This window comes from Emticicia sp. W12TSBA100-4 (assembly GCF_040253585.1).
Lineage (GTDB): Bacteria > Bacteroidota > Bacteroidia > Cytophagales > Spirosomataceae > Emticicia.
Genome location: NZ_JBELAU010000009.1, coordinates 206,084 through 224,729 on the forward strand (window position 1 = coordinate 206,084; position 18,646 = coordinate 224,729).

15 protein-coding genes are annotated in these 18,646 nt (G+C 39.0%); 3 read left to right on the top strand and 12 right to left on the bottom strand.

Translation table 11 applies throughout. The annotated features are described in order from the left end of the window. Window positions 1–13 precede the first annotated feature (13 nt). A complete protein-coding gene (locus ABR854_RS14765; RefSeq protein ID WP_350266184.1) occupies window positions 14–820 on the top strand; it encodes a DUF4397 domain-containing protein in 807 nt (268 codons plus the stop codon). 72 nt (window positions 821–892) lie between these two features. Here the strand turns inward: ABR854_RS14765 and secA are convergent, their stop codons facing one another. Together secA and argC are read right to left on the bottom strand one after the other, a co-directional pair. Beyond that, window positions 893–4,207, bottom strand: a complete 3,315-nt coding sequence (secA, locus tag ABR854_RS14770) for a preprotein translocase subunit SecA (protein WP_350266185.1) — start codon at window positions 4,205–4,207, stop codon at window positions 893–895. Window positions 4,208–4,495: 288 nt separating this feature from the next. Then, entirely contained in the window at window positions 4,496–5,464 is a 969-nt protein-coding gene (gene argC, locus ABR854_RS14775; protein ID WP_350266186.1) for an N-acetyl-gamma-glutamyl-phosphate reductase, read from the bottom strand. 281 nt (window positions 5,465–5,745) lie between these two features. Between argC and lgt the strand changes: the two genes are divergently transcribed. Next, window positions 5,746–6,597 carry a prolipoprotein diacylglyceryl transferase gene (gene lgt, locus ABR854_RS14780; RefSeq protein WP_350266187.1) on the top strand — a complete coding sequence of 284 codons (852 nt, stop codon included), beginning with the start codon at window positions 5,746–5,748 and terminating at the stop codon, window positions 6,595–6,597. 133 nt (window positions 6,598–6,730) lie between these two features. Here lgt and ABR854_RS14785 read toward each other — a convergent pair whose 3' ends face one another. The 7 genes from ABR854_RS14785 to ABR854_RS14815 all read right to left on the bottom strand — a co-directional run bounded on the left by ABR854_RS14785 (window position 6,731) and on the right by ABR854_RS14815 (window position 15,079). Next, complete coding sequence (locus tag ABR854_RS14785) at window positions 6,731–7,609, bottom strand: MerR family transcriptional regulator (RefSeq protein ID WP_350266188.1); 879 nt, start codon at window positions 7,607–7,609, stop codon at window positions 6,731–6,733. 285 nt (window positions 7,610–7,894) lie between these two features. Continuing rightward, entirely contained in the window at window positions 7,895–8,911 is a 1,017-nt protein-coding gene (pdhA, locus tag ABR854_RS14790; protein ID WP_350266189.1) for a pyruvate dehydrogenase (acetyl-transferring) E1 component subunit alpha, read from the bottom strand. 319 nt (window positions 8,912–9,230) lie between these two features. Continuing rightward, window positions 9,231–9,536, bottom strand: coding sequence for a 30S ribosomal protein S10 (gene rpsJ / locus ABR854_RS14795; RefSeq protein WP_188767361.1), 306 nt, complete (start codon window positions 9,534–9,536; stop codon window positions 9,231–9,233). Window positions 9,537–9,661: 125 nt separating this feature from the next. Continuing rightward, window positions 9,662–10,276, bottom strand: a complete 615-nt coding sequence (locus ABR854_RS14800; protein ID WP_350266190.1) for a hypothetical protein — start codon at window positions 10,274–10,276, stop codon at window positions 9,662–9,664. Between the two features lie 63 nt (window positions 10,277–10,339). Next, window positions 10,340–11,929 carry an L-aspartate oxidase gene (gene nadB, locus ABR854_RS14805; RefSeq protein ID WP_350266191.1) on the bottom strand — a complete coding sequence of 530 codons (1,590 nt, stop codon included), beginning with the start codon at window positions 11,927–11,929 and terminating at the stop codon, window positions 10,340–10,342. 125 nt (window positions 11,930–12,054) lie between these two features. Then, complete coding sequence (gene glpK / locus ABR854_RS14810) at window positions 12,055–13,551, bottom strand: glycerol kinase GlpK (protein ID WP_350266192.1); 1,497 nt, start codon at window positions 13,549–13,551, stop codon at window positions 12,055–12,057. A gap of 322 nt (window positions 13,552–13,873) precedes the next feature. Beyond that, window positions 13,874–15,079 (bottom strand): RsmB/NOP family class I SAM-dependent RNA methyltransferase, encoded by a 1,206-nt coding sequence (locus ABR854_RS14815; RefSeq protein WP_350266193.1) that lies wholly within the window; start codon window positions 15,077–15,079, stop codon window positions 13,874–13,876. Window positions 15,080–15,203: 124 nt separating this feature from the next. Here ABR854_RS14815 and blaOXA point away from each other — a divergent pair, with 124 nt between their 5' ends. Continuing rightward, complete coding sequence (blaOXA, locus tag ABR854_RS14820) at window positions 15,204–15,998, top strand: class D beta-lactamase (protein WP_350266194.1); 795 nt, start codon at window positions 15,204–15,206, stop codon at window positions 15,996–15,998. A gap of 66 nt (window positions 15,999–16,064) precedes the next feature. Here blaOXA and ABR854_RS14825 read toward each other — a convergent pair whose 3' ends face one another. From ABR854_RS14825 to ABR854_RS14835, 3 genes are all read right to left on the bottom strand, one after another. Continuing rightward, complete coding sequence (locus ABR854_RS14825; protein ID WP_350266195.1) at window positions 16,065–16,631, bottom strand: NUMOD4 domain-containing protein; 567 nt, start codon at window positions 16,629–16,631, stop codon at window positions 16,065–16,067. Between the two features lie 133 nt (window positions 16,632–16,764). Beyond that, on the bottom strand, window positions 16,765–17,664 hold the full coding sequence (locus tag ABR854_RS14830) for an MBL fold metallo-hydrolase (RefSeq protein WP_350266196.1): 900 nt from the start codon (window positions 17,662–17,664) through the stop codon (window positions 16,765–16,767). Window positions 17,665–17,822: 158 nt separating this feature from the next. Continuing rightward, window positions 17,823–18,635, bottom strand: a complete 813-nt coding sequence (locus tag ABR854_RS14835; RefSeq protein ID WP_350266197.1) for an MBL fold metallo-hydrolase — start codon at window positions 18,633–18,635, stop codon at window positions 17,823–17,825. Window positions 18,636–18,646 lie beyond the last annotated feature (11 nt).

Below are 18,646 nucleotides of genomic sequence, written 5' to 3' on the forward strand. Positions count from 1 at the left end.
AATTATATTTAAAATGAAGAAATACCTTTTATCAATAAGTTTAATTTCGACGCTCTTTTTGGGAGGCTGCGGCGATGAAAATAGCTTTCTAACTAATCTCATAACGGCAGAGGGTGCGAAAGTTAAGTTTGTTCATGCTGCTCCAGATGCTCCGGGAGTTGCAATTTTTGTGAACGACAAGAAAGTTTCGGGTCTGTTGACAGTTGCCCCTACTACACCTGGGCTTATTAATTATGGTAGTGCATTTCCTGCACAAGATTATGCCAATTTATCGGCAGGTGCTGCTAAAGTTTCGGTTACTACCCCAACAGTCAATAATGCTGTAATTCTTTCGGGTGATGTTAATCTCGAATCTGGTAAACTCTATACTGTAATAGCTACGGGTTTAGCCCCAAGCTATTCTCCTATTGTCGTTCAAGACAATTTACCAGCGACTTCTGGCAATAAAGTATTTTTTAGAGTGATAAACCTTGTGGCAAATACCGCTGATGCCGAAGTAACAATTTTAGGTTCAAGTGCTGCTACGGGAATAAAACCAAAAGAAGGTGGAGATAAGTTTATTGCGGTTGAATTGCCAAATTATATCAGTGGTTCGGTAACAGTTCCTGTTGTGGTAAAACTTAACGGTACATCAACAACAACAACAGAGGGTAGTATTACCGCTTCTCAGACTTTGAGTTTCACAGGTGTTACTCCAGGAAGAGCATACACCATCATTACTCGTGGTTTATTGGCTACACAAGCAAAAGATGCTACTGGAAAATTAGTAACAACTGCATCAAAATATGCGGCAGGTTTAACATCTTATACTAATCGTTAAGCCTTACTTTATAACAAAAAGGCTGTCTTGAATAATTCGAGACAGCCTTTTTGTTATACATCTATTGCGGTTTTATTCAACCAAAACTGCTTTTCCTGCAATCACATCATCTTCTACGTTTTTGTATTTGATGTCACGTTTTACGGTACCATCTTTGTACTGTACGCTCACACGTTGATTACGGTCAGCTATTTTTACATTACGCAAAGGATTCAATTTTGCTGGAGCATCTCCACCCTCTTCATCACTCGATTTATTGGTTTGAAGTTTTGGTGTTTCGACTTTTGGCGGAGCCATTTGTTGGAAACGAAGCTCTACAATACCTGCTTTCATCAAGAAACTTACGGTATCGGCGTTTACTTTATTCAAGAAGTTTTTGAATAACTCAACGGCTTCAAATTTATAAATCAACAATGGGTCTTTTTGTTCGTAAGAAGCATTCTGAACCGATTGTTTCAAATCATCCATATCACGGAGGTGTTCTTTCCATTCTTGGTCAATCACGCTCAACGAAATGTGTTTTTCGATTTCTTTAATCAATTCACGGCCTTCGCTATCAACGGCTGCTTTCAAGTTACAGTACAGACCAATATTTTGATTTCCATCGCCCACAATCGCAATAAATGGCTCATCTACCAAAGCACGACGGTCTTTCAAAACATTTTCCAAAACTGGCAACATATTCTTACGAATCTCGTCGTTTTTGGCTTTATAGGCTCTTTCAGCTTGTAAATAAAGTCTATCTACGAGTTTCGGATTTCCTTTTGAGAATTCGCCACGAGCAATTTCTGGCTGAATCGCCAATTTTTGCATACAACGTAGTTCAAACTCATCGTAGTTGCCTTCGGCATTCATCACGATGTCGCTACAAGTATCATACAAAATGTTGGCAATATCCAACGAAAGACGGTCGCCAAAAAGGGCATTTCTACGACGTTTGTAGATGGTATCACGCTGAACGTTCATTACATCATCGTACTCAATCAAACGCTTACGAGTGCCGAAGTTATTTTCTTCCACTTTCTTTTGGGCTCTTTCAATCGAACTCGTAATCATTGAGTGCTGAATCACTTCGCCCTCTTCCATACCCATTTTATCCATGACGGAAGCGATACGGTCAGAACCAAACAAACGCATCAATTGGTCTTCGAGAGAAACAAAGAATTGCGAAGTTCCTGGGTCTCCCTGACGACCCGCACGACCACGTAATTGGCGGTCAACACGACGAGAATCGTGGCGTTCGGTACCGATAATTGCCAAACCACCAGCCGCTTTACTTTCGGCCGTTAGTTTAATGTCAGTACCACGACCAGCCATGTTGGTTGCAATCGTCACAGTACCAGGTTTTCCTGCTTCCGCTACGATGTCGGCCTCACGGGCGTGTTGTTTAGCGTTCAATACTTGGTGTGGAACTTTGCGAAGTGTGAGCATTCGGCTCAAAATCTCAGAATTTTCAACCGAAGTTGTACCCACCAAAACTGGACGACCAATGCTAACTAATTCCGTGATTTCATCAACAACGGCATTATATTTTTCACGAACGGTTTTGTAAACTTTATCTTCTTGATCTTTTCTAACAACACTTCTATTGGTCGGAATCGAAACTACATCTAATTTATAGATTTTCCAGAACTCGCCCGCTTCGGTTTCGGCCGTACCCGTCATACCCGCTAATTTGTGGTACATACGGAAATAGTTTTGAAGCGTAATCGTAGCGTAAGTTTGAGTCGAGTCTTCAACTTTTACGTTTTCTTTTGCTTCAACGGCTTGGTGCAAACCATCTGACCAACGGCGGCCATCCATAATACGACCTGTCTGCTCATCAACAATCATTACTTTATTATCAATTACCACATATTCTACGTCTTTCTCGAATAAAGTATAGGCTTTTAATAATTGGTTAACGGCGTGAATACGCTCGGCTTTAGTAGAATAATCACGAATGACTTCATCTTTTTTCAAGATTTTTTCTTGCTCATTTAAGTCAGATTTTGCGATGGCTGCCAAATCAACACCTAAATCTGGCATTACGAAGAAGCTATGGTCTTCGCTTTCGCCTGTCAAGAAATCAATACCTTTATCCGTCAACTCGATTGAGTTGTTTTTTTCGTCGATAGTAAAATATAACGGAGCATCGGCTTCTGGCATTAATTTTTGGTTTTCTGCCAAGTAGATTGCTTCGGTTTCTTGCAACATGGCTTTCATTCCGAACTCCGAAAGGTATTTAATCAATGGTTTGTTTTTCGGTAAACCACGGAATGCACGGAATAAAGCCAAACCACCATCTTTTTTATTTCCAGCAGCAATTAACTTTTTGGCTTCATTCAAATAACCATTGGTCAATGCTTTTTGTGCTTCTACAATTCTCTGAATACGTGGTTTTAGAGAAATAAACAATTCTTCGTCACCCGTGCGAGCCATTGGGCCACTGATAATCAATGGCGTACGAGCGTCATCAATCAAAACTGAGTCAACCTCATCGACCATTGCATAATGGTGTTCACGCTGTACGAGTTCTTCAGGGTCGTTTACCATGTTGTCACGTAGGTAATCGAAACCAAATTCGTTGTTTGTTCCGTAGCAAATTCCCGCACGATAGGCAGCACGACGAGCGGCTGAGTTGGCAGGATATTTATCTATACACTCACAAGTGATGCCATTAAATTCAAAAATTGGCCCCATCCACTCGGAGTCACGACGAGCCAAGTAATCATTGACCGTTACGATATGTACGCCTTTTCCTGCCAAAGCATTCAAAAACGCTGGAAAAGTAGCCACCAATGTTTTACCTTCACCAGTAGCCATTTCCGAAATCTTACCTTTGTGAAGTGCCGCACCACCGATAATCTGAACATCGTAATGCACCATGTTCCAAGTCATTAGGTTTCCTGCTGCTACCCATTGGTTTTTCCAAATAGCTTTGTCGCCTTCAATCGTGATGTGCGATTTTCTCATGGCCAACTCACGGTCGAGGTGTGTTGCCGTAACTGCAATTTCAGAGTTTTCGGAGAAACGACGAGCGGTTTCTTTAACGATTGCAAAGGCTTTCGGAAGAATTTCTAACAAAACAACTTCCAACTCTTTGTTTCGCTCCAATTTCAAGGTATCAATTTTCTTGAAACTAACCTCTTTTTCGTCAACCTGCATATCGGGATTGTTGTCGATTCCTTCTTTGAGGGCGTCGATTTGGTCGTCAATGTGCGAAAGTTTCTGAGCAATATAGTCTTGTAGTTCTTTAGTCTTAGCTCTAAATTCATCGTGCGAAAGGCTCGCAAGTTTCACGAATTCTTCGTTGGTGAGTTTTACGTAGGGTTGTAACTCTTTGTTATCTTTATCAGACTTCGTACCGAAAATCTGGCTGATACCTTTTGTTAAAAAATTAAGCATTTTATATTTCTTGTTCGTTAATTCTCTTTTTATAAAGTTTTACTGGTAACAAATACCTAACCAAAACCAAAAATCGGACAATATGTCAAGATTTTAGTGTCTGATTATCAGCATTTTATTTTTTAGACCTACAAATTTAACCTTTTATGGCAGTTTTATAACAAAAAATATGGCGGAATATTGCAGAAAGGAAATTTTATGAAGGAGAAAGATTCTTTTTTCGCTGCCTTCGACTCCGCTCAGGCAGCGAAAAAAGAAAATCAAAGGCAACGAAAAGGAAAAAACTTATCAAAAACCAACCGACTTCAATTTCAATCCAGTTGTTTCTTCTAATCCAAAAACAAGGTTTAAGTTTTGTACGGCTTGACCAGAAGCTCCTTTGGTTAGATTATCAATGATGCTTGTAATCAATAAGTTATCATCGTGTTTTTCGAGATGCAGAATACACTTATTGGTATTTACGACCTGCTTTAAGTCTATTTCGGCCGCTTCGCTCAAATTCGTAAATGGATGCGAAGCATAATAATTCTTATACAATTCTTTTGCTTCTTCAATCGTTCCTGCAAATTTGGTATAAACATTCGCCATGATACCTCGACTAAAATTCCCACGATAAGGAATAAAGTTTACGGCTTTCCCAAAAGCAGGTTGCAAAGTTTTAAGACTTTGGTTGATTTCTTTTAGGTGCTGATGCGTAAAAGCCTTATAGATAGAGATATTGTTGTTTCTCCAACTAAAATGCGTAGTTGCCGAAAGCGATTGTCCTGCTCCCGTGCTACCCGTTACGGCACTCACATGTACATCTTCATTCAATAATCCTGCATTGGCCAAAGGCAACAAAGCCAGCTCAATACTCGTGGCAAAACAACCAGGGTTGGCTATTTTGTTTGCTGTTTTTATCAAATCACGTTGTAATTCGGGCAAACCATAGACAAAACCATTACTTTGGTCACGGAAATCGGTGCTTAAGTCAATGATTTTGAGGCTTTCAGGAATCGTATTTTCTGCCAAAAACTTTTTCGATTCGTTGTGGCCCGAGCAAAGAAAAATTGCTTGAACTTCGTCGAAAGGCATTTGGTCGGTAAAAAGCAAGTCGGTTTCGCCTATCAAATCTGTATGCGTTGAATAAACAGGTTTTCCTGCTTGGCTTTTCGAATTAACGAAACTAATATTTACCTGTGGGTGATTGAGCAAAATACGGAGCAATTCGCCACCTGTGTAGCCAGCCCCACCAATGATACCGATGTTTATTTTCATAAGCCCCCTGCCCCCCGATGGGGGAATAATATGGATAGAAGATGAGTAATACTTGTTTGTTTTTTAGATTTATCACTAAATCTACGATTTATAAAAGAGATAAAAGTTACAGTGTCAATTGTATAATTTGCTAATAATCAACACTATACATTCTACATTATACATTCTTAATTCTACATTAATACTTACCACTAACAACATTTTTAAACAATCTGTCACAAAATTACGCAACCTCTCAGAGAAAACTCATATTTTTGAGGAAATTTCAAAACCAATTATAGATGACTCTTTTAGAAATTCCGTGGAATGTCAATCCGATTATAGCAAAACTTGGTAGTTTTGAATTACGCTGGTACGGGCTTTTGTTTGCTTCGGGCTTTTTGTTGGGCTACCAAATTATGCTCAATATTTTCAGAAAAGAAGGCAAATCCGAAAAAGACCTTGATACACTTCTATTCGTCATGATAGTAGCCACTGTTATTGGTGCACGGTTTGGACATTATTTTTTCTATGAATTTGATAGTTTTCTAAAAAATCCAGGCACTTTTCTGCTCGATATGATTACCCCACCCTACCAAGGCTTAGCAAGCCACGGTGCTTTGGTCGGAATCGTAACAGCTTTGATTATCTACGCTCGCAGTCACAAAGACCAACCATTCTTGTGGGTGGCTGACCGCATAGTAATTACGGTAGCCTTAGCAGGTTTCTTCATTCGTATGGGAAATCTAATGAACCACGAGATTGTGGGCAAAGAAAGTAATCTGCCGTGGGCGTTTCGATTTAATCTTTTCAGTATGTCGCCTGACGGCAATCTTGTGATGACACCCGAAGGTTTTGCTCGCCACCCAGCACAATTATACGAAGCTCTTTCATGTTTAGTGCTTTTTGGAGTATTGTATTTCCTTTGGAATAAGTATAAGGCACAAACGCCTCGTGGTTTGCTTCTCGGAATTTTCTTGATTTGGTGTTTTGGTCTTCGTTTCTGTTATGAATTCTTGAAAGAAAACCAAGAAGCTTTTGAAGATAAAATGGCATTGAATATGGGACAAATCTTGAGTATTCCTGCCGTATTGCTCGGAATTGGTGTTTTGATTTATACTTTCACGAAAGGGAAAAATAAGGAGATTATATAAAACATTTGTTCCACATCTTAAAGATGTGGAACAAATTACATCTCAGTAAATAAAAAAAGTGGCTTGATTTTTAGAAAATCAAGCCACTTTTTTTATTGCGTTGTTTTGGATTATCGACTGCCGACTATTATTATCAACCTTCGGCAAATTCCATTAGTTGTCTTACGTTATTTACTACTTCAACGTTTTTTGGTAAATCAAGACCTTGTGCAATTACTTGATATCCCGTTAGTAAAATCTTCACATCAGGAAAAGTATCACCAAGTTTATCGACATACTGCTGTATTTCATCTTGCCCAGGAGTTGACGTAATAACAGTAAACAAACAATCAGGCTTATGGTGTTGACAAATAAATTCCAACTCCGAAAATGGCATACTTTGCCCTAAATAAATCACCTTGTTGTGTCTTGCTCGCAAGATAAAATTAGCAAATAAAAGCGGAATTTCGTGAAATTCGCCTTCGGGTGTATATAAAATGTATTTCTTAGAATCGGCGTTAGGTTTGATGATTTGTCCATCAATCGCAACAATAATTTTTTGTCGAATTAAATTTGTAATAAAATGCTCCTGTGCTGGGCCAATTGAGCCAGTAACCCAGAGTGTACCGATTCTGCTTAAGAATGGATAGATAATATTTATCATCGTATTCTCGAAGCCAAACTGGAGAATATTGGTTGACATAATCTTCTCGAAGCGTTCTTCGTCAATGTCAATCATCGCAATCGTGAGGGCATGAATTTGGTCGGGATAATTGAGTTGTTTATCAGAAATGGCCAAAACCTCTTTTGATAACTCCTCTAAACTCAGCTTCGCAATCTCGGAGATTTTATAATCATGGTCTTTGAGTAATGCGATATTCAGAACGAGTTTTAAATCATTATCATCATAAGTACGGATATTGGTATCTGTTCTTTTGGGGTTGATAATGTTGTATCGTTGCTCCCAAATCCGTAGCGTATGGGCTTTGATACCAGATAGTTGTTCTAAATCTTTAATCGAATAATTACTCATTTCTTTACTTTATTGAAAAGTTAGTTTAGCTCCACAGTCAGATTTCTGTGCGATGTTTTTCTCAGATTCGAGATATACAAAGCACTTTCGGGCTTTTCAGATATAAATCAAAGTATAAGGATAACTGAATGTTTGTGTTTATGTTTTAGAAAAAGTGTTTTTTTTTCAAATTTATGATAAATATCTTATTTTCAGACAATTATAAATAAAAACTCGATGTATATTTATAGAAAAAGCCAGTTTTGAATGTCAAAACTGGCTTCAAAATATTATTTCAGTGTATCGTTACTCTCTCAAGAAAGGGTAATCTGTATCAACATAAACATCTTCAAATGCTGCTTCTGGCTCTGGATATGAAGATTCTTCCGCAAATTTTACAGAGGCTTCAACGATGTCTTTTACTTTCGCATCAATCGCATCAAGTTCTGCTTCTGTTGCAACGCCGTTTGTCAAGATTCGGTCACGAACCATCTCCAAAGGGTCACGGCTTTTCCATTGCTCAACTTCTTCTTTTGTACGATATTTTTGTGGGTCAGACATTGAGTGTCCACGGAAACGATAAGTCTTGAACTCCAAGAAAGTTGGGCCTTCACCTGCTCTTGCACGGTCAGCCGCACGTTTTACAGCTTCGTGTACCATCTCCACGTCCATTGCATCAACTGGTTCAGATGGCATATCATAAGCTTCTCCGATTGTATAAAGCTCACGCACATTTGAAGTACGCTCTACCGATGTACCCATTGCATAACCATTGTTTTCTACCACAAAGATTACTGGCAATTTCCATGTCATGGCCATATTGAATGCTTCGTGTAATGCACCTTGACGCACTGCACCATCACCAAAATAACACATACATAGGTTTTGAGTTCCTTTATATTTTTCGGCGAAAGCAATACCTGCACCCAAAGGAATTTGAGCACCAACGATACCATGTCCACCGATAAAATTAACGTCTTTATCAAAAATGTGCATCGAACCACCTTTTCCTTTGGTTGTTCCTGTCACTTTTCCGAAAAGTTCAGCCATGATTCTGTTTGGGTCAGTGCCAAGTGCCAACGGGTGTCCGTGGTCACGGTAAGCAGTAATCCATTTATCGTCTTTTGTTAAAGCCGAAACCGCTCCTGATGAACAAGCTTCTTGTCCAATATATAAGTGACAAAAACCACGAATCTTTTGCTGACCATATAATTGCCCTGCTTTTTCCTCAAATTTTCTTTGGAGGTACATTGATTCGTACCAATACATATAAGTTTCTTTACTGTATTTAACCTTTGGGGCTTTTTCTTTAGTAGATGCCATTTTGACTTCTTGAATCTTTTATGGTGAATGTAAATCGCTTAGAATTAGTGCAAATTTAGGAATAAAAACAATAGACTCAAAGAGTTCTGAGTGCTGAGTGCTGAATTCTGAGCATTTTAGTCATAATGTGTTTATTATAAATCATTTAGATATTATAAATGTCTTAATAATAGTTGATTTTTGTGTACTCAAATCCCGTAGGGATTAAATATTGGTAGAAGAAAAATATACTAAAATCACTTAGCATGCCGTAGGTATGCAACAAAAAAGCCTATTTGCTTTTCAACAAATAGGCTTTTTATAGTACGTTTTATCAAAACTACACTTTGATTTCAACATCAACACCACTTGGAAGCTCCAATTTCATCAAGGCATCTACTGTTTTCGGGCTTGCCGAATAGATGTCAATAAGACGCTTGTAAGTACACAATTGGAATTGTTCACGTGCTTTTTTGTTAACGTGAGGTGATTTCAAAACTGTGAAGATTTCTTTACGAGTTGGCAACGGAATTGGACCGCTAACAACTGCACCTGTAGATTTTACAGCTTTCACAATTCTTTCAGCCGATTTGTCCACTAAATTGTGGTCAAATGACTTCAATTTGATTCTGATTTTTTGTGACATTGGTTCGATTTTTTTTTTAGAGTGTAAAAAAACTCTGCCGAAAGAACCATTCGCTTCGACAAAGCAACTTGATACTTTTTAGTATCGGGGTGCAAAAATAGATAAAATATTTTAGAAATACAATTTTATAGCTTTTCAGCATTTTCTTTACATAACTCGAAGAATGTAGAGAGTGTTGAAAAAAGTGTATCCAAAGGAAATAGGCTATAAATTAGTGCATTTTCAGTAAAAAGATTCCCTTCTAATTTTCCAAATTCCCAATTATCGCCATTACTTACAATACCCAAAACTGGTATTTCTGGCTTGCCATTTATCTTTTGAATGGTGTACATTTCGAGTAAGCATTGAGCCCAGCCGCCTTCAAAATCATCTTTTTTGGCCTCTACCACTGCTAAAAGTGGTTTACCAAAAATAATTTTACCTCGTTCAGATTGTTTGGCCAATATATAATCAGGCATTCCACTTAATTCTTTACTGAAACTTATACTTTTATTTGCCCAAAGCATCAGTTTGTCATCATATTTCTTGAAAACTTCTTTTAAGATGGGGTATAAAATGTTCTCTCTGATTGCTGCCTCCGAAACTTTGTAAGGAATATTTTTCATTACATAGTCTAACTCTGACTTCAGAAATTCTGGCATTTTTTCTTGCTTTGTATCAAATAGAAAGTTCTCTTTCTGAAAGGAAAGTTGGAAATGATTAACGACATCATCTATTATTTTGAACTTTTTAAATCCCATAGTTTTAAGCTTTTTATGCTACAAAGATATTATGTATCACGCACAAGTTTTCAACTTGTGCTACTACAAAACCGAGTTTTCTGGCTTTCCGCCCAGCTTGTATGGATAATCAGTTGTATAATGAAGTCCACGACTTTCTTTACGCTTCATGGCACATTTGATTACGAGTTCGGCACATTGCACCAAATTACGCAATTCGCAGAGTTTCATCGAAAGCTTTGTTTTCTTGTAAAACTCTTCGGTTTCGTCTTTGATAAGTTTTAGGCGTCGCATGGCACGCTCCAAACGAAAATCTGAACGGACGATTCCAACGTAATCGGCCATCATTCTTTGTAATTCTCGGAGGTTGTGCGTCACCAAAATTTCTTCGTTCGATTGTTCTGTTCCAAATTCATTCCAGTCTGGTACGTTCTCTTGGAAAGTCAGATTATCAAAGTCATCGAGGGCATCTTGGGCAATTCTGTGGCCAAAAACCGCTGCTTCGAGCAGTGAATTGGATGCTAAACGATTTGCTCCGTGTAAACCCGTTGAAGAACATTCGCCACAGGCAAACAAACGATTGATGGTTGAACGACCCATTTCATCGACCAAAATTCCGCCGCACAAATAATGGGCGGCAGGAACAACTGGAATCTGGTCTTTAGTAATATCAAGCCCGATACTCAGACATTTTTCATAAATATTAGGAAAGTGTTGAAGTATCAACTCTTTTGGTTTGAACGAAATATCAAGATAAACGTGGTCTTCACCCGTTTTTTTCATTTCGGCATCTATCGAACGAGCAACAATATCACGTGGAGCAAGCGAACCACGAGGGTCGTAGCCGTGCATAAACTCTTCGCCTTTTTTATTTTTCAAGACACCACCTTCGCCACGAACGGCTTCTGTAATCAAAAAGCTTGGGTATTCGCCAGGATTGTAGAGTGATGTTGGGTGAAACTGAATCATTTCCATGTCACGCACACGTCCTTTGGCACGATAAACCATTGCGATGCCATCGCCCGTGGCAATAACAGGGTTGGTGGTTGCCGAATAGATATGCCCCGCACCACCTGTTGCCATCACGGTCATTTTCGATAAAATCGTTTCGACTTCTCCTGATTGTAAATTTAAGGCGTAAACGCCATAACAAGTTACATCATTGGTTTCACGGTTTACTTCGATGCCCAAATGGTGTTGCGTGATTAGCTCAACGGCATAGTAATGCGTCAGGATTTCGATATTTGGGTTTTTGCTGACTTCTTCGAGCAATGCACGTTCGATTTCTTTGCCTGTGATATCTTTATAGTGGAGAATTCGATTTTCTGAATGTCCGCCCTCACGAGTAAGGTCATATTCTCCATCGTGTTTATCGAAGTTTGTACCGTACTCAATTAATTCTTGAATACGGTCTGGGCCTTCTTTAACCACAATTTCAACAACTTTTCGGTCGCAAAGCCCATCGCCAGCAATGAGTGTATCGCTAATATGTTTTTCAAAAGAATCGGTGTCAGGGTCGAAAACGGCCGCAATTCCACCTTGTGCATATTTGGTGTTGGTTTCGTCGGCATTTACTTTGGTCAGAACCAATACTTTACCTTTTGCCGAGGCTTTCAGTGCGAAGCTCAAACCCGCAATGCCAGAGCCTATAACTAAAAAATCTACTTTTGTCATTTTCAATGAGTGATTGAGTGAAGCGGAACGCCGCCCGTTCCGAATGAGTGAATAAAAAAATACTCATTATTGGCTCAAAGGTAAACTCAAAATTTGTAATTCTACATTCGTAATTCTACATTTTCTTACTTCTCCCAATCAAACGAACGCTTGATTGCTTTCTTCCAACCTAAATATAATTTCTTGCGTTCGGCGGCTTTCATTTTTGGTTTCCATGTTTTGTCTTTGCCCCAATTTTGTAGCAAATCATCTAAGTTTGTCCAAAAACCAACGGCCAAACCTGCGGCATAAGCAGCACCCAATGCGGTAGTTTCAATCATTTTTGGGCGAATTACTGGCACTTTGAGCATATCCGACTGGAATTGCATCAATAATTCATTCACAACCATTCCACCATCAACTCTGAGCGACGAAACTTCTATTCCCGAATCTTTTTCCATGGCTTCCAATACATCACGGGTTTGGTAAGCTGTTGCTTCCAAAACCGCACGAGCAATGTGGCCTTTGTTTACGTAGCGAGTAAGACCTGCAATTACGCCACGAGCCGATGATTTCCAATAAGGTGCATAAAGCCCCGAAAAGGCTGGAACAAAATACGCTCCGCCATTATCTTCAACTGTTTTGGCGAGAGCCTCCACATCGGTACTTTTCTGAATGATTCCCATGTTGTCACGTAGCCATTGCACCAATGCACCAGCAATCGCAACCGAGCCTTCGAGTGCATAATGAACTGGCTGATTTTCGAACTGATAAGCAACGGTTGTGAGCAAACCCGCTTTCGACGGAACGATTTCTGTGCCTGTATTCATCAACATAAAACAACCCGTTCCGTAAGTATTTTTGGCTTCGCCAGGTTGGTAACAAGTTTGTCCGACGAGGGCCGCTTGTTGGTCGCCCAAGATTCCTGCTAATGGCACACCATTCATGGCATCGGATACTATTTTGCCATACACTTTGCTACTTGGCTCGATTTTGGGCAACATTTGTAGTGGGATATTCATGATTGCGGCCAACTCGGCATCCCACTGAACGGTTTCGAGGTTCATTAGTTGCGTTCGACTGGCGTTCGTAACGTCGGTAATGTGTAAGCCACCTTTAACGCCACCCGTCAAATTCCACATCAAGAACGTATCCATATTTCCGAAAATTGCTTCGCCTTTTTCGGCATCTTCACGCACACCTGCTACGTTATCGAGAATCCACTTGATTTTCAAACCGCTGAAATATGTCGCCAAAGGCAGACCCGTGCGGTCTTGAAAGAATTGTGAACCATGACTTTTCGTAAGGGCGTTTACAGTTTCACCCACACGAGTATCTTGCCACACGATGGCATTGTAGTAGGCTTTTCCTGTGCGTTTGTTCCAAACTACGGCGGTTTCTCGTTGATTGGTTATGCCGCAAGCGGCAATATCTTCGACCTTGATATTTTTATTGATTCGGGCTTTGGCAATTACTTCGAGCGTATTTTTCCAGATTTCTTCTGAATTATGTTCTACCCAACCTGGTTTTGGGTAAATCTGCTCGTGTTCTTTTTGTCCGACCGAAACAATGTTTCCTTTTTTATCAAAAATTATGCAGCGAGTGCTGGTTGTGCCTTGGTCAATAGATGCTATGTATTTCATAGTTTGGTTTTGTTGAATAGGTATGTTTTATAGCGTTGAATTTGTTGGTCAAATATAGGAAAAATTGATACACAAAAAGGGTGGATAATAGGAAATCCAGCCAAAGAATAATATTTATTTATCCTTTTTCAAGTCCAACGGACTTAAACTTGAATAGCCCTGAGTAAAACTCTGGGAAGATATAAATTTTGAACAAGCAATCCTGCAAAGGGTTGAACTCTTATTGTTCAACCCTTTGCAGGATTGCCTTTATCTGGTTCAATTTTTGTCCGTAGGTTTTACCTACGGCTATTTGAGTTTAGGCCAGTTGGGCTTTTTGCATTTACTTTCGTTCAATCAAAGCCATGTAAAACCCATCGAAGCCATCTTTGGCTGGCGAGGTGCGTTTTTCTTCAATTAATTGATATTCAGGGTTTTGAGTGATGAATTTTTGTACTTGTTCTTCGCTTTCCGAAGGCAAAATGCTACATGTGGCGTAAACCATTTTACCACCGTGTTTGAGCATTTTTGAGTAATTTGTAATGATTTCGGCTTGGGTTTGCTTGATTTTCTCCAAGAAATCTTTCTTCAACTTCCATTTTGCGTCCGGATTTCGACGTAAAACACCTAAACCCGAACATGGCACATCAAGCAAAAGGCGGTCGGCACTTTCTTTTAATCTCTTGATAGTTTTTGCTTCAATCAATTTGGTTTCTATATTACCAATTCCATTGCGTTTGGCTCGGCGTTGGAGTTCTTGGAGTTTATAATCCTCCACGTCCATCGCTATTACTCGGCCTTTGTTTTCCATCAGCGTTGCCAAATGAAGCGTTTTTCCGCCCGCACCTGCACAGGCATCAATTACTCGCATTCCTGCTTTTACATCCAAAAACGAGGCAATTAGCTGACTACCAGCATCTTGTACTTCAAACATTCCTTTCTTGAAAAGTTCGGTGGCGAAAACATTGGCACGTTTCGGCAAAACCAAAGCATCGACTACATTGGGCAGAGTTTCAGTTTCAATACCTATTTCTCGGAATGCCTTTTTCAAATCTAACTTGTTGACTTTCAACGTATTTGTTCTTAAAACGACACTTGCTTGATGGTTCATGGCATGCAGTTCAGCTTCCCAATTTTCGCCCAATTCTTGATCACCGATGGCATCCATCCAATCAGGAATTGATTCTCTGACTTTTCTGGTATTTTTTGCTTCTTCGTTTCGTGCCAGAACCTCTTTTGGATTAAGTTTTGAAAACTCCGTCCATTCGGGTAATTTATCGCCTTGAAGTATTCGCCAAGAGCCAAAAATCTGCCAAAAAAGTGCTTCCTCCTCAACTTTTACACAGTTAATATTTGAGACGAATTTCAGCAAACGCCACCAACGCACAATTTCGTAGGTATTTTCGGCAATAAAGGCTCTATCTCTACTCCCCCACTTTTTATTTGATTTCAAAACTTGCTCAATAACTTTATCGGCTTGGCGATTTTCGTTGAAAATCTGTTGCAAAGCAAAAACGATGGCTTCGACTAAAACTCGGTGATATTTCATATTAAAACTCTTAAAGTTAAAAGCAAAATATTGTCAGAACAATCCTTTTTCTTCGGAGAATTTCTCGGTTTTGCTTTCTATATTTGTAAACATTTCATCAAAATTAACCTTCTTTCTCCAAGCAATGAAAAAAATCTTTTTTGCCAGCCTTTTTATTTGTTCGTTTTTCAGTATTTCTGCCCAAGAATTGGTCGATTTTAGCCAATATTTCAAAGAAGCCGACCTTGAAGGCGGTTTTTATCTGTACGATTTCAAAAAGAAAACCTATAAAATAAGCGATAAAGCAGATTTTGTACGAGCAACCTCGCCCGCTTCGACTTTCAAGATTCCGAATTCATTGATTGCATTAGAAGTTGGGGCAATTAAAGATGAAAATGACATAATTAAATGGGATGGGCAAAAACGCTGGCTGCCTGTTTGGGACAAAGACCATAACCTAACCGAAGCTTACAAAAACTCAACAGTGTGGTTTTATCAGGAATTGGCTCGCCGAATTGGAGAGAAGAATTACAATAAATATTTGAAGGCTTGTAAGTATGGCAACCACAATATCGGGAAAGATTTGACTACTTTTTGGTTGGGAGAAAGTTCAGCTTTGCAGATTTCACCCAAAAATCAACTGGAATTTTTGGTGAAATTACACGAAGAAAAATTGCCTTTCTCGAAACGCACTTTTGAAATTGTGAAGCGTGTAATGATTCGAGAACAAACCACCGATTATACTTTACGAGCCAAAACGGGCTGGGCTCAAGCTGGTGGAAAAGATATTGGTTGGTTTGTGGGGTATGTAGAAAAGAAAGATAATCTTTACTTTTTTGCTCTGAGAGTAAATAAGCCTTTAGAAAAAGAAATGCCCGAATTTGTTGCAAAACGTATCGAAATTACGAATAAAATTTTGAAGCAAATGAGGATTTTATAAATCTAAAAATTTGATAATCAATAATAAGGAAGGCTTCGCTTTGAGCGAAGCCTTCCTTGTAAAATATCAATCAATCGTAACATAACCCCAGTTTTCGCCTGAACGAATGCGGTTGAGTTGCGTATGCGTAATTCCGAACTGCTTAGCAATCATTTTTAGGCGAGTGCTGTCATGCAGAAGCATCTTTTTTATCATCTTGACCTTACTTTCAGTCAATTTATAGTTTTTTGTTCGTCTTGGAATTGGCTTATTGATAACCGCAGGGTTTAGCTTATTATGAGCCACCATTTCATCTTTTGTAACCCATTTGAGGTTTTCAAAATGATTACTTTGTTTATCAAAATCGAGGTGTATCACAAATTTGTGGTCGGGACTTAGCTTTTCAACAAAAGTCTCGGCCACCAATTTATGAACGTATCGGTTAAAAGATTTGCCTTTCGGCAATCGGATATTCAACGAACGATAACCCTGAATCACAGAACCTTTTATAATTTCGCCTTTTTCATTATTCTGAAAACTTCTCAACCTCCCAAAATTTGAAACCTCATAACGAGGTGGATGCTCTACACCTTCAACATCAATTACAATCGGAGTCCATTTTTCTGCCCAAAGAATTGCTTTCTCACTATTCATACCATTGCTCATAACGGTTCATGATTAAATTGAAAAAAACGATATTGTCTTTATCTATAATCAGCATAACTCTTTGTTCAGAAAAAATGTTTATTGGTTGATAAATATTTGTAAGTCAGGCCATTATCGTTTTTTATACTCCGCCCAACTCCTCGTAGGCGGCTTGTAAACTACGTACAATGCCATCTCCTTTCATTTCTGTAACTCCAGGTACTGCTGTTGTTTTCAAAAACTCTTCCTTCGTTTTTCCTGCTTTTATTTCTTTTTCGGTATATACGAGAAGTTTGGAAAGATAGTCTTGAAAAACTTTGATGTCTTCTTTTGTACCTGTGATTTTCTCAGGGTCGAAGGCATGACCAAATACAAAAAGGGTTTCGCTATCGAAAGTCGAAAGGGCTTTATCAAGTACTGAAATCCAACTTTTTACCGAAGCACCTGCCGCTCTATCAACAAACGGATAACGACGATTAAAAACTAAATCGCCCGTATGCACGATGTTAGCATGTTCGAAATGAATAAAACTATCGCCATTTGTGTGCCCCGCTCCGAAATAATGAGCTTTGATACTTTCTTTGCCTACTTTTTGCTTCCAAGTGTCCGAAAACGTAACATCTGGATACAATTGTTTATCTTCCGATTTTTGCTTTTGAGCGGTTTCCTTTTGGTTTTTCAACGAATTTTCGTGAGCAACTACGTGTTCGACCAAACCTTTGAAAGAAATATTTCCGCCCGAGTGGTCGCCGTGATGGTGAGTGTTGATTAATAGTTGAATAGGTTTTTCGGAAAGCTTTTTCAATTCATCAATCAAATGCTTCGATTGGTCGGGAAATTGCGAATCGACAACCGCAAAGCCCTTTTTAGTATTTAGGTAAGCAATCGTACCTCCACGTTCGGTGAAAACGCCCACTCCGCCACGTAATTCACGCATTTTGTACGGGTTTTCGGCCAACATATTAGCCAATAAACTTTTTCCAGAAAGAGCCAATGTTCCGAGTGTAAAACCCGAAGTCTGAATAAAATTTCTGCGATTCATAGTTTTGTTTTTTTAGTTTAGAGAATAAATGAGTGCTGACGCATAATGGATAATGTATAATTGAGAATGTATAATGCTAATATCCAGCAAGTTACAATGAATTGTTTGTATGATTAACTCAGGCGAAACACTTTGTTAGTGTTTTAGAAAAAATATTTTCAACATTTATTTAGTGCCGCTTCAATCATATATTCTACTGAAACATCATTCGAGAGTAAAAGTTTTAACAGGCTGTTTTCTCGAAACCTCATGGCTTTCATAATTTCTTTGGTAGTAAAGCCTTTTTGATGAAAATGGTGTGCTTTTCCTGCAAAGTCCTCAAAATATTGGAGTTTCTGAGCCAACATTTTCTTACCATCTTTCAGCCGAGGGTGATGCCCGCAAAACAACACATCAAAATCATAGGTCAATATTTTACGAAAAGCCTCAACTTGCGGCCAAAACTGTTCGCCTTTACGGAAAACCCTGATTTTTACACCCACATACAAATCGCCCGAAAAAAGCCAACCGTTTTCTTTTTCCAGAAAAACCGTGTGGTCTTCGGCATGGCCTGGCGTAAAAATGGGTACAAGTTTATGATTCGGAGTTTCGATAAATACTTCAAAATCAGACACTTTTCCTCGAAATGGCTTTATTTTTCCGAAAAGGAATTTTTCGTAGGGCAGAATCTCAAAACCTTGTCGGAGTTTTTCTTGTGTGAACGGATGTGCGTAAACTTGAGCATTGTGAAATTTAGCGAGCTTGGCAGTATTGCCCGAATGGTCTTCGTGCCAGTGCGTGAGTAAAATCTTATCAATTTGCTTATTTTGAAAAGTTTCCAGTACTTTTTCTTGGCAATTTGTCTGGGCGGTGTCAATCAATACATTATCAATAAGATAGCAATAAACACTCAACCACGGCTTACCAATGGGTGAATATCCAAAGCGAAACATTTCGACATCGGCAAATTTTTGGTGTTTTAGGTATTGCATGGGTTGGTTGA

Excerpts from the sequence above, each read along its gene's own strand:
- ABR854_RS14765 (WP_350266184.1), top strand. The coding sequence starts at position 14 with ATGAAGAAATACCTTTTATCAATAAGTTTAATTTCGACGCTCTTTTTG.
- secA (WP_350266185.1), bottom strand. The coding sequence starts at position 4,207 with ATGCTTAATTTTTTAACAAAAGGTATCAGCCAGATTTTCGGTACGAAG.
- argC (WP_350266186.1), bottom strand. The coding sequence starts at position 5,464 with ATGAAAATAAACATCGGTATCATTGGTGGGGCTGGCTACACAGGTGGC.
- lgt (WP_350266187.1), top strand. The coding sequence starts at position 5,746 with ATGACTCTTTTAGAAATTCCGTGGAATGTCAATCCGATTATAGCAAAA.
- ABR854_RS14785 (WP_350266188.1), bottom strand. The coding sequence starts at position 7,609 with ATGAGTAATTATTCGATTAAAGATTTAGAACAACTATCTGGTATCAAA.
- pdhA (WP_350266189.1), bottom strand. The coding sequence starts at position 8,911 with ATGGCATCTACTAAAGAAAAAGCCCCAAAGGTTAAATACAGTAAAGAA.
- rpsJ (WP_188767361.1), bottom strand. The coding sequence starts at position 9,536 with ATGTCACAAAAAATCAGAATCAAATTGAAGTCATTTGACCACAATTTA.
- ABR854_RS14800 (WP_350266190.1), bottom strand. The coding sequence starts at position 10,276 with ATGGGATTTAAAAAGTTCAAAATAATAGATGATGTCGTTAATCATTTC.
- nadB (WP_350266191.1), bottom strand. The coding sequence starts at position 11,929 with ATGACAAAAGTAGATTTTTTAGTTATAGGCTCTGGCATTGCGGGTTTG.
- glpK (WP_350266192.1), bottom strand. The coding sequence starts at position 13,551 with ATGAAATACATAGCATCTATTGACCAAGGCACAACCAGCACTCGCTGC.
- ABR854_RS14815 (WP_350266193.1), bottom strand. The coding sequence starts at position 15,079 with ATGAAATATCACCGAGTTTTAGTCGAAGCCATCGTTTTTGCTTTGCAA.
- blaOXA (WP_350266194.1), top strand. The coding sequence starts at position 15,204 with ATGAAAAAAATCTTTTTTGCCAGCCTTTTTATTTGTTCGTTTTTCAGT.
- ABR854_RS14825 (WP_350266195.1), bottom strand. The coding sequence starts at position 16,631 with ATGAATAGTGAGAAAGCAATTCTTTGGGCAGAAAAATGGACTCCGATT.
- ABR854_RS14830 (WP_350266196.1), bottom strand. The coding sequence starts at position 17,664 with ATGAATCGCAGAAATTTTATTCAGACTTCGGGTTTTACACTCGGAACA.
- ABR854_RS14835 (WP_350266197.1), bottom strand. The coding sequence starts at position 18,635 with ATGCAATACCTAAAACACCAAAAATTTGCCGATGTCGAAATGTTTCGC.